The sequence below is a fragment of the Streptomyces sp. NBC_00162 genome, assembly GCF_024611995.1.
GTDB lineage: Bacteria > Actinomycetota > Actinomycetes > Streptomycetales > Streptomycetaceae > Streptomyces.
Window position 1 is genome coordinate 2,758,707 of sequence record NZ_CP102509.1, and the last position, 13,614, is coordinate 2,772,320.

At 71.2% G+C, this 13,614-nt stretch carries 10 protein-coding genes; 3 read left to right on the forward strand and 7 right to left on the reverse strand.

Annotated features, from left to right (window positions below; translation table 11 throughout):
- Window positions 1-213 precede the first annotated feature (213 nt).
- Together JIW86_RS12730 and JIW86_RS12735 are read left to right on the forward strand one after the other, a co-directional pair.
- Window positions 214-1,830, forward strand: a complete 1,617-nt coding sequence (locus JIW86_RS12730) for a sensor histidine kinase (RefSeq protein ID WP_257553864.1) — start codon at window positions 214-216, stop codon at window positions 1,828-1,830.
- Entirely contained in the window at window positions 1,827-2,525 is a 699-nt protein-coding gene (locus JIW86_RS12735) for a response regulator (RefSeq protein ID WP_215148644.1), read from the forward strand. Before JIW86_RS12730 ends, JIW86_RS12735 begins: the two co-directional genes overlap by 4 nt.
- A 6-nt stretch (window positions 2,526-2,531) precedes the next feature.
- Here the strand turns inward: JIW86_RS12735 and JIW86_RS12740 are convergent, their stop codons facing one another.
- From JIW86_RS12740 to JIW86_RS12750, 3 genes are all read right to left on the reverse strand, one after another.
- The gene (locus JIW86_RS12740) at window positions 2,532-4,124 is read right to left on the reverse strand and encodes a cation acetate symporter (protein WP_215148642.1); all 1,593 of its coding nucleotides are present in this window, start codon (window positions 4,122-4,124) and stop codon (window positions 2,532-2,534) included.
- Window positions 4,121-4,606 carry a DUF485 domain-containing protein gene (locus tag JIW86_RS12745; RefSeq protein ID WP_215148640.1) on the reverse strand — a complete coding sequence of 162 codons (486 nt, stop codon included), beginning with the start codon at window positions 4,604-4,606 and terminating at the stop codon, window positions 4,121-4,123. Before JIW86_RS12745 ends, JIW86_RS12740 begins: the two co-directional genes overlap by 4 nt.
- 144 nt (window positions 4,607-4,750) lie before the next feature.
- On the reverse strand, window positions 4,751-6,871 hold the full coding sequence (locus JIW86_RS12750) for a DNA gyrase/topoisomerase IV subunit B (protein WP_215150788.1): 2,121 nt from the start codon (window positions 6,869-6,871) through the stop codon (window positions 4,751-4,753).
- A gap of 448 nt (window positions 6,872-7,319) precedes the next feature.
- On the opposite strand from JIW86_RS12750, the gene JIW86_RS12755 reads away from it, so the two are divergent.
- The gene (locus JIW86_RS12755) at window positions 7,320-7,553 is read left to right on the forward strand and encodes a hypothetical protein (RefSeq protein WP_030028922.1); all 234 of its coding nucleotides are present in this window, start codon (window positions 7,320-7,322) and stop codon (window positions 7,551-7,553) included.
- A gap of 129 nt (window positions 7,554-7,682) precedes the next feature.
- Here the strand turns inward: JIW86_RS12755 and JIW86_RS12760 are convergent, their stop codons facing one another.
- The 4 genes from JIW86_RS12760 to JIW86_RS12775 form a co-directional block, all read right to left on the reverse strand.
- Complete coding sequence (locus JIW86_RS12760) at window positions 7,683-8,618, reverse strand: serine protease (RefSeq protein ID WP_215150786.1); 936 nt, start codon at window positions 8,616-8,618, stop codon at window positions 7,683-7,685.
- A gap of 115 nt (window positions 8,619-8,733) precedes the next feature.
- Entirely contained in the window at window positions 8,734-10,332 is a 1,599-nt protein-coding gene (locus JIW86_RS12765) for an RNA polymerase sigma factor (RefSeq protein WP_257553865.1), read from the reverse strand.
- A 358-nt stretch (window positions 10,333-10,690) separates the two neighbouring features.
- Window positions 10,691-11,632: a FadR/GntR family transcriptional regulator gene (locus tag JIW86_RS12770; RefSeq protein ID WP_322975519.1), complete on the reverse strand. Its 942-nt coding sequence runs from the start codon at window positions 11,630-11,632 to the stop codon at window positions 10,691-10,693.
- Window positions 11,633-11,768: 136 nt separating this feature from the next.
- On the reverse strand, window positions 11,769-13,583 hold the full coding sequence (locus JIW86_RS12775) for an ATP-binding cassette domain-containing protein (RefSeq protein WP_257553867.1): 1,815 nt from the start codon (window positions 13,581-13,583) through the stop codon (window positions 11,769-11,771).
- Between the last annotated feature and the right edge of the window lie 31 nt (window positions 13,584-13,614).

Sequence of the window (13,614 nt, forward strand, 5' to 3'; positions counted from 1 at the left end):
GTCCTCGTCCCTCGGCATGAGTTTTCTGAACCAGGTGAGATAGGAATTTGCAGCGTGCGGTGCGAGAGTTGCAGAGCATTGCTCAGTCGTCTACTGCCATGACCGCATTTTCGTGCCGTCAACACTTGCGCAAGCTGGGCGCAAATAGCGCAAGCGATTTGCGTGCACCATGGAAATTCCGCTTATGCCCGAGCCGACCTACCGTTGCTACTCATGCGGTTCCTCCTCATGAGCGCTCGGCGCCTCGGGCTGCCCAGACGGGCCGTCTCCCAGATCCTGCTCACCCAGCTGGCCATCGCCGGCGGGGTCGTCGTCCTGGCCACCGGGCTGTTCCTGGCCCCGCTGAGCGCTCAGCTCGACGACCAGGCCATGCGGCGCGCCCTGGCCATCGCGCAGAGCGCCGCGGCCGACCCCTCGCTGGCCGCCGACCTCCTGGACTCCGGGCCATCGGCTGACAGCCCCGTACAGTCCTCGGCGGAGCGGATCCGCCGGGCCACCGGCGCCGAGTACGTGGTCGTCCTCGACCTGGACGGCATCCGCCGCTCGCACCCCAGCCCCGACCGGATCGGGCTGCCCGTCTCCACGGACCCCAGCGACGCCCTGGCGGGCCGCGAGGTCATGGAGATCGACGAGGGCACCCTGGGCCGCTCGGCCCGCGGCAAGGTCCCGCTCCTGGCCGCCGACGGCGAGATCATCGGCGCCGTCTCGGTCGGCATCGCCTACGACAGCGTCCACGACCGGCTGCTCGGCGCCATCCCCGGCCTGCTGGCCTACGCGGGCGGGGCCCTCGCGGCGGGCGCACTCGCCGCCTATCTGCTGTCCCGCAGGATCCACCGGCAGACCCGGGACCTCGCCTTCTCCGACATCGCCGGCCTGCTCGCCGAGCGCGAGGCGATGCTGCACTCCATCCGCGAAGGCGTGATCGCCCTCGACCGGGAGGGACGGATCCGGCTGGTCAACGACGAGGCCGCCCGCCTGCTCGGCCTCACCCCGGACTCCGCCGCCTCCCTCGCCGGACGCCCGCTGGACGACGTACTGGGCGCGGGGCGCACCGCCGACGTCCTGTCGGGCCGCGTCACCGGCCGCGACCTGGTCACCGTCCAGGGGCCGCGCGTCCTGGTCACCAACCGGATGCCGACCGAGGACGGCGGCGCCGTCGCCACCCTGCGTGACCGCACCGAGCTGGAGCACCTGGGCCGCGAGCTCGATTCCACCCGGGGCCTGATCGACGCCCTGCGCGCCCAGGACCACGAGCACGCGAACCGCCTCCACACCCTCCTCGGCCTGCTGGAGCTGGGCCTGCACGAGGAGGCCGTGGAGTTCGTCACCGAGGTCGTCGGCGTGCACCGCACCACCGCCGAGCAGGTCACCGAGAAGGTCCACGACCCCCTGCTGGCGGCCCTCCTCGTCGGCAAGGCGACGGTCGCGGCGGAGCGCGGCGTCCCCCTGCGGCTGGCCGGAACCACCTTCCTCCCCGACCGCGTGGTCGACCCGGGAGGCCTCGTCACCATCCTCGGCAACCTGGTGGACAACGCCCTGGACGCCGCCGTCGGTTCGACGGCGCCCCTGGTCGAAGTGGAGCTGAGCGCCGAAGGCCGCACAGCCGTGCTGCGGGTGCGCGACAGCGGCCCCGGGGTCCCTGCCGCACGCCGCGAGGAGATCTTCACGGAGGGCTGGTCGACCAAGCAGCCCAAGGCCCACCGCGAGCGCGGGCTGGGCCTCGCCCTCGTACGCCGTCTCGCGGAACGGCAGGGCGGCAGCGCCCGGGCCGGCGAGGCAGCGGACGGAGGGGCGGAGTTCTCCGTCGTACTCCCGGAGGCCCTGCGATGAACGAGACCCCGATTCACGTATTGGTCGTCGACGACGACATGCGCGTTGCCCGGATCAACGCGGCGTATGTGGCGAAGGTTCCCGGTTTCCGGGTCGCGGCCCAGGCCCATTCGGCGGCCGAGGCCCTCGACTTCCTCACCGCCCACCCCGTGGACCTGATCCTCCTCGACCACTACCTCCCGGACGAGAACGGCCTGGACCTGGTGCGCCGCCTGCGTGAACGCGGCCTCCGCACCGACGTGATCATGGTGACGGCCGCCCGCGACCTGGCCACCGTCCAGGCCGCCATGCGCCTCGGCGCCCTCCAGTACCTGGTCAAGCCCTTCACCTTCGCCGGCCTGCGCACGAAGCTGGAGGCGTACGGGACGCTGCGCCGCACCCTGGAGACCGGCGGCGAGGCCGAACAGGCCGAGGTGGACCGGATCTTCGGCGCCCTGGCCACCGCCGGGTCCCCGAACGACCTCCCCAAGGGTCACTCCCCCACCACCGCGGAAGTGGTCCGCCAGGTTCTGCTGTCGGCCGAAGGCCCGCTCTCCACCCAGCAGATCGCCGACCGCGCGGGCATCAGCCGCCAGACCGCCCAGCGCTACCTGAAGCTGCTGGACCGCACCGGCCGCGTCACGCTCGCCCTGCGCTACGGAGAGACCGGCCGCCCCGAGCACCGCTACACCTGGCGCCCGTCCGACGGCTCCTGAGCGGGCTCACACCGCACCGGCCCCGGTCAGCGAACGCACCTCGGTCTCCGCGTGCCTGCGCTCGTCCGCTTCCTCACCCGAGGTGACGGTGCCGAGCCAGCCCGCCAGGAAGCCCAGCGGGATCGAGACGATGCCCGGGTTCTGCAACGGGAAGACCTGGAAGTCCACGCCCGGGAAGAGCGATTCGGGGCTTCCCGAGACCACCGGCGACAGGACGACCAGCAGCACCGCCGGAACCAGACCTCCGTACACCGCCCAGACGGCTCCCCGCGTGGTGAAGTCGCGCCAGAAGAGCGAGTAGAGCAGCACCGGCAGATTGGCCGAGGCGGCCACCGCGAAGGCCAGGCCCACCAGGAAGGCGACGTTGAGGTTCTGCGCGAGCAGCCCCAGCGCGATCGCCACCGCCCCGATGCCGACGGCCGCGATCCGGGCCACGGACACCTCGCTGCGCTGCCTGGCGTGCCGGCGCTTGAGGGAGGCGTACAGGTCGTGCGCGACGGAGGCCGAGGAGGCGAGGGTGATCCCGGCTACCACGGCGAGGATGGTGGCGAAGGCGATGGCGGCCACGAAGGCGAACAGCACCGCGCCCCCGGTGGAGCCGGCGCCGCCGCCGAGGAAGGCCGCGAGCAGCGGAACGGCCGTGTTCCCCGAGGCGTTGGAGGCCCGCACCTGGTCCGGGCCCACCAGGGCGGCCGCCCCGAAGCCGAGCACGATGGTCATCAGGTAGAAGCCGCCGATCAGCGCGATCGCCCACACCACCGACCGGCGGGCGGCCCGCGCGGTGGGCACGGTGTAGAAGCGCGAAAGGATGTGCGGCAGCCCGGCGGTGCCCAGCACCAGCGCGAGGCCCAGGCTCATGAAGTCGAAGCGGGCGGTCCAGTCCCCGCCGTACTTAAGGCCGGGGCTCAGGAAGCGCAGCCCGTGCCCGCTGCGGTCGGCGGCCGTGGTGAGCAGCTGGTCGAAGTTCCCGTGGAAGCGCAGGAGCACGAGCACCGTGAGGGTGATCGCCCCGCCCATCAGCAGCACGGCCTTCACGATCTGGATCCACGTCGTGGCCCGCATCCCGCCGAAGGACACGTAGACCACCATCAGGGCGCCCACGCCGATCACCGCGAGCGTCCGGGCCGCTGGGGTCGAACTCCCGAGCAGCAGGCCGACCAGGCTGCCCGCGCCCACCATCTGCGCGACGAGGTACAGCACGGAGACGACCACCGAGGAGGTGCCGGCCGCGATGCGCACGGGCCGCTCGCTCATCCGGGCGGCGACCACATCGGCGAGGGTGAAACGCCCGCAGTTCCTTACGAGTTCGGCGACCAGGAACAGCACCACCAGCCAGGCGACGAGGAACCCCACCGAATACAGCAATCCGTCGTAGCCGAAGAGGGCGATCAGTCCGGAGATGCCGAGGAAGGACGCGGCGGACATGTAGTCGCCCGCGATGGCGAAACCGTTCTCCAGTGGGGAGAACAGCCGCCCGCCCGCGTAGAACTCCTCCGCCGACCCGTGCCGGTTCCGGCTGACCCAGGTGGTGATGCCCAGCGTCACCGCGATGAAGACGCTGAACAGGATCAGCGCGAGGGTCTGGTGCTCGGTGGTCACCGGCCTGCCCCCTTCGCCCGGTTCCGCTCCTGGTCGCGCTCCTGCTCGAAGACGGTCCAGCGCAGGTCGAGCGCGGCCCGGTCCCGGCGAAGCCGCGCGTGGCGTGCGTAGGCCCAGGTCAGCAGGAAGGTGCTGAGGAACTGGCCGAGCCCCGCCAGCATGGCCACGTTCACCGCGCCCGCCACGGGCCGGGCCATCAGGCCGGGCGCCGCGGTGGCAGCGACCACGTAGGCGACGTACCAGAGGAAGAAACCGGCGGTCGCGGGGACGACGAACCTGCGGTAGCGGCTGCGAACCTCCTGGAAGGCGGCGCTGCGCTGCACTTCGAGGTAGATGTCGGACGCCCCGTGCGCGGGGCGGCCGCCGGGGGCCGGTTGAGGCGGGGACGTTTCCTCCCCTTCGCCCCAGCCGACGGCCAGCGCGTCGTACCAGGGGTCGTCCAGCCGGATCGTTCCGGCATCACGACCTTCGTGCTTGTCCACCGAACTCTCCTTGTCCGCTGCCGCATTGGCCGCGTGCTCACAAGGATGTGCTCAATGGTCCCTTTCCGGACTGATGTCCCGTCGCTCTTCACTCCTTCAGGTGATGGAGCGAAGAGCGACGGTGTGCGAGGCGTACCCGCCGGGTCAGGCGTCGATGCGCGAGCGGTCCAGGGTGGCCGCGGAGCTCGTGATGAACTCCTTGCGCGGGGCCACCTCGTTGCCCATGAGCAGGTCGAAGACCGTCTCGGCGGAGTCGAGGTCACCGATGTTGATCCTGCGAAGGGTGCGGAAGCGCGGGTCCATGGTGGTCTCCGCCAGCTGGTCCGCGTCCATCTCGCCGAGACCCTTGTAGCGCTGGATCGAGTCCTTGTACCGGATGTTCTTGCGCTGGTACTCCAGCAGGGTCTGGCGCAGCTCGTTGTCCGAGTACGTGTAGACGTACTTGTCCTGGCCCTTCTTCGGCTGGACGAGCTCGATCCGGTGCAGCGGCGGCACGGCCGCGAACACCCGGCCCGCCTCGACCATCGGACGCATGTACCGCTGGAAGAGCGTGAGCAGCAGGCAGCGGATGTGCGCGCCGTCCACATCGGCGTCGACCAGGAGGACGATCTTCCCGTACCGGGCGGCGTCGATGTCGAAGGTCCGGCCCGAGCCGGCTCCTATGACCTGGATGATCGCCCCGCACTCGGCGTTCTTGAGCATGTCCGAAACCGAGGACTTCTGGACGTTGAGGATCTTGCCTCGGATGGGCAGGAGCGCCTGGAACTCGGAATTGCGGGCGAGCTTCGCGGTACCGAGGGCGGAGTCGCCCTCGACGATGAAGAGCTCGCTGCGGTCCACGTCGTCGCTGCGGCAGTCGGCGAGCTTGGCGGGGAGCGAGGAGGACTCCAGCGCGGTCTTGCGGCGCTGCGCCTCCTTGTGCTGGCGGGCCGCGATCCGGGTCCGGGCCGCCGCGACGATCTTCTCCATCACCGAGCGCGCCTGCTGCTTGTCGTCGCGCTTGGTGGAGGTCAGGAAGGCCTTGAGCTCCTTGGCGACGACGGCGGCGACGATCCGGGTGGCGGCCGAGGTGCCGAGGACCTCCTTGGTCTGGCCCTCGAACTGGGGCTCGGCGAGGCGGACGGTGACGACGGCCGTCATGCCCTCCATCGCGTCGTCCTTGACCACGTCGTCCTCGGCGACGCGCAGCAGCTTCGCCGAGCGCAGCACCTCGTTCACGGTCTTGGCCACCGAGCGCTCGAAGCCGGAGACGTGGGTGCCGCCCTTGGGGGTGGCGATGATGTTCACGAAGGACTTGACGTTGGTCTCGTAGCCCGTGCCCCAGCGCAGGGCGATGTCCACGCCGAGTTCGCGGGTGACCTCGGTGGGGGTCATGTGGCCGCGGTCGTCGAGGACCGGGACGGTCTCCTTGAAGGTGCCCGTGCCGGTCAGGCGCAGTACGTCGCAGGCGGCCTTGTCCTGGGCGAGGTACTCGCAGAACTCGCTGATGCCGCCGTCGAAGCGGAAGGTCTCCTCGGTCTTGCCCGCCCCGTCGATGCCCCGCTCGTCGCGGACCACCAGGGTCAGGCCGGGGACGAGGAAGGCGGTCTGGCGGGCGCGCTGGTAGAGCGTCTCCAGGTTGAGCCGGGCGTCCTTGAGGAAGATCTGGCGGTCGGCCCAGTAGCGGACCCGGGTTCCGGTCTTGCCCTTGGCGACCCGCTTGACCTTGCGCAGGCCGTTGGCGGGGTCGAAGGGGCTCTCGGCGCCCTGCTCGGTGAACATGCCGGGGACGCCGCGGCGGAAGCTGATGGCGTGGGTGGCGCTGTTGCGGTCGACCTCGACGTCGAGCCGGGCCGAGAGGGCGTTGACCACGGATGCGCCGACGCCGTGCAGGCCGCCGGAGGCCGCGTACGAGCCGCCGCCGAACTTGCCGCCGGCGTGCAGCTTGGTCATGACGACCTCGATGCCGGACAGGCCGGTCTTGGGCTCGACGTCCACGGGGATGCCGCGGCCGTTGTCCCGGACCTCCACGGAGGCGTCCTCGTGGAGGATCACCTCGATGTGGTCGCAGTACCCGCCCAGGGCCTCGTCGACGGAATTGTCGATGATCTCCCAGAGGCAGTGCATGAGGCCTCGGCTGTCGGTCGAGCCGATATACATGCCGGGGCGCTTGCGGACGGCCTCCAGCCCTTCGAGGACGAGCAGGTGCCGCGCGGTGTAGTTGGAACCGTCCCGGTCTGCTCCGGACAGCAGCGCGCTGGAAGGCACGGACGTGTCGGCGGTCACGCAGTTCGCTCCTCGCTGAATTTCTTTTCTGGCCCGGCAGGGCGCAGGGGTGGCTCGGTTGCCGGTCGAAGGGTACCGAGGCCAGGTAGAGCCGATGCAACGCCACCCTCGCGCATTCCTCAGCCTAGTCCAGATCCGCACGGATGTTCGATCCCCCGTGGGGGTGAAGCAAACATCACGTTCCCTTCCAGGCATGAACCATTTAGGGTTCGGGCACGTCCTCATGAACAACCTGGCACTCACGCCGGGGGAGGATGGAACTGCAACAAGCGAACGACTGACAACGCGAAACCGTAGAGCAACGCAATACGGCTCCTTCGCCGCCAACCGGCAACAGCCGGCCAGCTTCGGAAGGAAGTTTCGAGGAAAAGCCGCGAGCGGGAACGTTTTCGGCCTGGTTGGATGTTGACCCTGGTACGACAGCTCGTCGAGCTAGAGAAGAGGCGACGTGACTACTGTTCTGACACCCGCGACCCCGCTGACGGCCGCTGACCGATGCGACCGTTGCGGCGCCCAGGCATATCTGCGCGTCGTCCTGCTGAGCGGCGGTGAACTGCTCTTCTGCGCCCACCACGGTCGCAAGTTCGAGCCGGAACTCAAGAAGATCGCCGCGGAAATACAGGATGAGACCGAGCGGCTCACGTCCGCTCCGGCTGCCCATGCCGAACCCGAGGACCGCTGACACAGGCCTGTTCCTCGCATCCGACGAGCCAGGACCGGCCAGGCCGGTCGACGGGCGGCATTCCTGAGACCCAGGGGTGCCGCCCGTCCTCATACCCGGGCCCGCCGCCGCTCCATCACGGCCGGTGGCTTACGGGCCCTTCTCCGTGCGATGCCCCTGTACGGGCCCTGCACCCGGCCCGGAGGCCCTCCCGGGGCTCGGGCCGGTGTCCTGGACCCCGGTCGGCTGCGCGCCGCTCTCCGGGCCCGTCACGAAGCCGACCAGCGGCGCGATGCGCGTGTAGACCCCCGGGCTGTCGGCCCGGCCGCAGCCGCGCCCCCACGACACCAGGCCGATGAGCCGCCCCTGGGCCACCAGCGGTCCCCCGCTGTCGCCCTGGCACGCGTCCTTCCCGCCGTCGTCGTCGCCTGCGCACACCATGGATTCCGCCCGGTACTGACCGTTCGCGTCCCCGGGATAGGCCCGCCCGCAGACCTCGTCGGACAGCACGGTCACCCGCGCGGCACGCAGTGCGTACGCATAGTCACCAAAACCGCTGGTGTCGCCCCAGCCGTACACCGCCGCCTCGGTCCCCGGCGCGTACGAGGCGTGACCCGCGCCGGCCATGGGGAGCACGTAGTGCGCCGGCAGGGATTCCGCGAGTTCCAGGACGGCGAGGTCCCCGGCATTGCTGCGCGGGTCGTACTCCGGGTTCACCCGCGCACCGCGCACCGCGATCTCCCGGCCGTCGGTCGCCCGCAGCTCCGTACGCCCGGCGACCACCCGGAAATCGCTGACCGACTCGACCGGGCCGCCCAGCACCTCGCGGCCCAGGCAGTGGGCCGCCGTCAGCACCTTCGTCGGGGCCACGACGACGCCCCCGCAGAACTGGCCGCCCCGCGTACCCCCGAACCGGTCACGGCTGGCGAGGGCCACGACCCAGGGGCTCTCGCCGACCTTCACCGGCTTGCCGCCGATCACCACGCTGTCCGCGGCCGCCTGCGGTGCCTGGGTCAGCGGTGCCGCGGCCGCTCCCGCCGCCAGGGTCAGCGCTCCCGCCAGAGCGCGGGCAATGGGACGACGCATGAGGCCTCCTGACTCCGAGTGTGCATGACTACACCCAGAGTGGGATGCCTGGTGGCCGTGCGCACCCGCGCGGCCACCGGCGCCGGTGTCGGTATCGCCGTCAGCCCGGTGCCGGTCAGTCGAGGTAGTCGCGCAGCACCTGGGAGCGGGAGGGGTGGCGCAGCTTCGACATCGTCTTCGACTCGATCTGGCGGATGCGCTCACGCGTGACGCCGTAGACCTTGCCGATCTCGTCGAGGGTCTTGGGCTGGCCGTCCGTGAGGCCGAAGCGCATCGAGACCACGCCGGCCTCGCGCTCGCTCAGGGTGTCGAGCACCGAGTGCAGCTGCTCCTGCAGGAGCGTGAAGCTCACGGCGTCGGCCGGGACGACGGCCTCGGAGTCCTCGATCAGGTCGCCGAACTCGCTGTCGCCGTCCTCGCCGAGCGGCGTGTGCAGGGAGATCGGCTCTCGGCCGTACTTCTGGACCTCGATGACCTTCTCGGGGGTCATGTCGAGTTCCTTGGCCAGCTCCTCCGGGGTGGGCTCGCGGCCCAGGTCCTGGAGCATCTGGCGCTGCACGCGGGCGAGCTTGTTGATCACCTCGACCATGTGCACCGGGATGCGGATGGTGCGGGCCTGGTCGGCCATGGCGCGCGTGATCGCCTGGCGGATCCACCACGTCGCGTAGGTGGAGAACTTGTAGCCCTTGGTGTAGTCGAACTTCTCGACCGCGCGGATCAGGCCCAGGTTGCCCTCCTGGATCAGGTCCAGGAAGAGCATGCCGCGGCCGGTGTAGCGCTTGGCGAGGGAGACCACGAGGCGGAGGTTGGCCTCCAGCAGGTGGTTCTTCGCGCGGCGGCCGTCCTCCGCGATGATCTCCAGCTCGCGCTTGAGCTTGGGCGCCAGCTTGTCCGAGTTCGCCAGCTTGTCCTCGGCGAACAGTCCGGCCTCGATGCGCTTGGCGAGCTCGACCTCCTGCTCGGCGTTGAGGAGGGGGACCTTGCCGATCTGCTTGAGGTAGTCCTTGACCGGGTCGGCGGTGGCACCGGCGACGACCACCTGCTGGGCGGGGGCGTCGTCCTCGTCGTCGGAGATGACGAAGCCCTTGTTCTCCCCGCCCTCCTCCTCTTCGTCGGCCTCGGCCTTGGCGGCGTCGGGACCCTCCTCCGGGGTCTCCTCGCCACCGGCCTCGTCGGCGTCCTTCTTGGAGGCGGTCTTCTTCGCCGCCGTCTTCTTGGCGGCGGTCTTCTTGGCGGGCGCGGCCTTCTTCGCCGCCGTCTTCTTGGCCGCCGTCTTCTTCGCGGCGGGCTCGGTTCCGGGCTCCTGCGCCAGGGCGTCCGTGGTGTCCGCGTCCGTCGTATCGGCCGCCGGCGCCGCGGCGGCGGTGGCCGCGGGCTGCGCCGCCGCCGTCTTCGCCGCCGTCTTCTTGGCCACGGGCTCGGTGGCCGTCCGCTTTGCCGGGCTCTTCGCTGCGACGCTCTTGCGGGTGGTGCGCTTGGGCGACTCCGCGGCACTGACCATCAGCGTCACACCCTCTTCCTCGAGGATCTGGTTGAGGCTGCGCAGAACATTCTTCCACTGGGTCGCAGGAATCTGGTCAGCCTCGAAGGCCCGACGCACGTCATCGCCGGCGATCTGCCCCTCGGCCTTGCCCCGCTCGATGAGCGCCATCACAGACTCGGAATCGGCGATCTCCGGCGGGAGCGTACGGGATGTGCTGGCCGACACGAACAACCTCTCGGAACGATGGGAACGGGTTCCGACCCCGGGCCTGGTGGTGCTGGACCGGAGCCGACGACCACCGACTGGGGATGGGCCGGGGGCGCGGGCAGGGGCCGGGGAGCTGTACAGCACCCCCAAGGGCTGCTGTCTTCCCTCCGTCGGCCATCACCTCTTAGGTCATCGCGTGACCTCGCAGAGCGTTACGCCCAATCTTCGTGGCCCGAGTCACACCCCGTATGCGGCAATGCCGGTCATAGGGTCATACGCACGGTTCCTGCCGGGCCGGATGCGGCGCCGCACGCCGGTGTCGCCGGACCCGACCGGGCCCGGCGACATGTCGTGCACCCCCGCGCCCCCGCGGGTACGCCCGTCAGTGCTCGCGCGGGGCGGGGACCACGCGCTCTACCTCCGGATGCACCGTCAGGAGCTGGCGCATGGCGTTCTCGGCGCCCATCGCGTCCCCGGCGGCGAGGGCCTCGACCATCCGCGCGTGGTGCGCGACGCAGGCCTCGCTCGGACGGTCGCAGGCGGTGACGGGGCTGCCGGAGACCTGGAGCGCGGCGGAGACGATGCCGGAGAGGTGCTCCAGCATGCGGTTGGCGGCGACCTGGATGAGGAGAGCGTGGAACTCGTTGTCGGCGCGGGCGAAGGTGATCGAATCCCCCTGGCCGAGGGCGTGCCCCATGATCTCGACCATGTCGGCGAGGCGCTGCTGGATGTCCGGGCGGCCGTGCCCGGCGGCGAGGCGGGCGGCGAGCGGCTCGATGGTCCAGCGGAGCTCGTTGAGCTCGCGGCGCTGGTCGTCGCGCTGGGGGCCGAAGGCCCGCCACTCGATGATGTCGGGGTCGAGCAGGTTCCAGTCGGCGACCGGGCGGACCCGGGTGCCGACGTTCGGGCGGGCGCTGACGAGGCCCTTGGCCTCCAGGACCCGCAGCGACTCGCGGACGACGGTCCGGGAGACCTCGAAACGCTGGCCGATCTCCTCGGGGACCAGCGGGCGGTCCGCTCCGAGATCACCGGAAACGATCATCTGGCCGAGCTGCTGGACGAGTTGGCCGTGCAGTCCGCGGCCGCGGCTGCCGGCGGCGCGGCGGCCGACGCGGCTCAACTCGACGTCGGCGCCGTCCCAGTGGGGCGCTGCGACGCGGTCGGACCCGGGGGTCTCCGCGTAGGGGTAGCGGTCGAGTTCGCCCGGGCCGGCGAGGCCGGAGTCGGCATGGCGGGCGGCGGTCATCATGGTGTGCGCAAGGGTACTCACGAATCCTTTGTCGGCCGTGCCTCCATTGCCCTTGAGGTCTTTGGTGAAAAGCACACGAAAGGGTGATCGGTGCCACCTACGCAATTGACGACTTATCGTAAAGAACCGGGCCTTTTGCGGGGAGTTGCGGTCCGCATCACGCGAGGTGGACTCCAACGGTCTCGTACGGGCCTTCTGTGCACCGGAACGATCACCAACGGACCCGGCTGCGCAGTCCGGTGAACCCATAGGCGCACAACAGGACCATCAGCGACAACACCAGAGCGGTGCCGACGGGTTGGGCCATGACCCGCAAGGCCCCCAGGACCAGGCGGTCCGCTTCGGGCGGCCACTGCACCCAGGTCAGGCTCCGCAGCCGGGGCCCGAGTCCGGTGACCGGGTACGCGGACGAACCCTCCAGCACCTTGCGCACCAGCGGCACCACCATCACCGGCACGGCGAGCACCGCGGCCAGGCCGGCGGTGGCCGATCTGAAGACGCCGGAGGCCAGGACGCCCGCCCAGGCGCAGCCGATGAGCAGCCCGGCCCAACTCGCGGCCGGGGAGAGCCACTCCACCGGGGTGCGCAGCGGGCCGCTGTCGAAGACGAGGGCCAGTGCGGCGGCGTCGGCCACCACCACCAGGGCGCCCAGCAGGAGGGCGAGGACGGCGCAGACGCCGAGCTTGGCGGCGAGCAGCCCCATCCGGCGAGGCACCGTGCCGCGATCGGCGGCGAGCGCGGGGTAGCGGTACTCCTCGCCGAAGGCCAGGGCGCCGAGCAGGCCCGCGCCGAGGGCCGCGGGCGGCAGCGGCAGCAGCTCGGGCCAGGCGGCGAGCAGCCGGTTCTGCGGCGTGTGCCCGGCCCGGGCCAGTACGAGCGCGGTCAGAACGGAGACGACGGCGACGACCGCGGTGGTGAGGAAGGGGGTGGCGGTGCCGAAGACCCGGAGCAGCTCGTAGCGCAGCGGCCTCATGGGTCCGCCGACGCGGCGCACCGCCGAGGCGGGCCGCCGCGACCGGGCGCGCCGGGACCGTCCACCCGTGGCGGCCTTGCCCGATGCCCAGCCGGACGCCGCGTCGGAAGCCGTGTCGGACGTCGCGTCGGATTCCGCTTCGGCGGCGGCCCGGGCGTGCGGGACCGGCGGCGCGGGAGCGCCGGCGTCTCCGGTCTCGTCGGCGAGCCGGTGGACCAGCACGCCGTGCTTGAACGCCGCCTCGCCGACCTCCGCGCAGCTGCTGCCGTACACCGACAGGCGGCTGCCGCTCTCCTCCACGATCTCCACCGCGCGCTGGGCGGCCCGGGCCTCGCGGCCCAGTACGTCGGCCAGCCGGGCCGCGTGCGGGGTGCGCACGGCGACCCTCGGTCGCAGCCGGGTCCGGGCGAACTCGGCGGCGTCCTGGTCGGCGACGAGCCGGCCTGCCTCTACGCTGACGATCCGGTCGGCATTGCGTGCCGCCTCCTTGGCGTCGTCGGTGGTGAAGAGCACCGCTCCGCCGAGGGAGGCGTGGCCGCGCAGCAGCCCGTACAGCCATCCGCTCTCGCGGGGCGAGAGACCTGCCGCGGGCTCGTCCAGCAGCAGGGTGCAGGGATCGGCGAGCAGCGCGGCGGCCAGCGCGACGCGGCGTTCCATGCCCAGCGAGAGCGAGCCGAGTCGCTGGTCCCGCAGACCCGCGATCCCGACGACCTCGAGCATGGTGTCGGCCCGGGAGGCCGGCACCCCGGCGGCGGCGCAGAGCATCCGCAGCTGGTTGCGTACGGTGCGCGCGGGATTGCCGGGGACATCGCCGAGCAGCACGCCGACCTCACGGCCGGGGTACGGGATCCGGTGCAGCGGGCGACCGCGGAAGTAGGTGACGCCGCGGCCCGGTTCGAGTTCGAGCATGAGCCGCAGTGCGGTGGTCTTGCCCGATCCCGGCTCGCCGAGCAGGGCGGTCACGCTCCCCGGGCGGACCTCGAGGGTGAGGTCGTCCACGAGGGGCTGGGCGTCGGGGCGGGGGTTGCTGGTAAGTCCGATGGCCTGGAGCATCGCTTCTCTCGCGGGGGGTGAGACCGCTCTG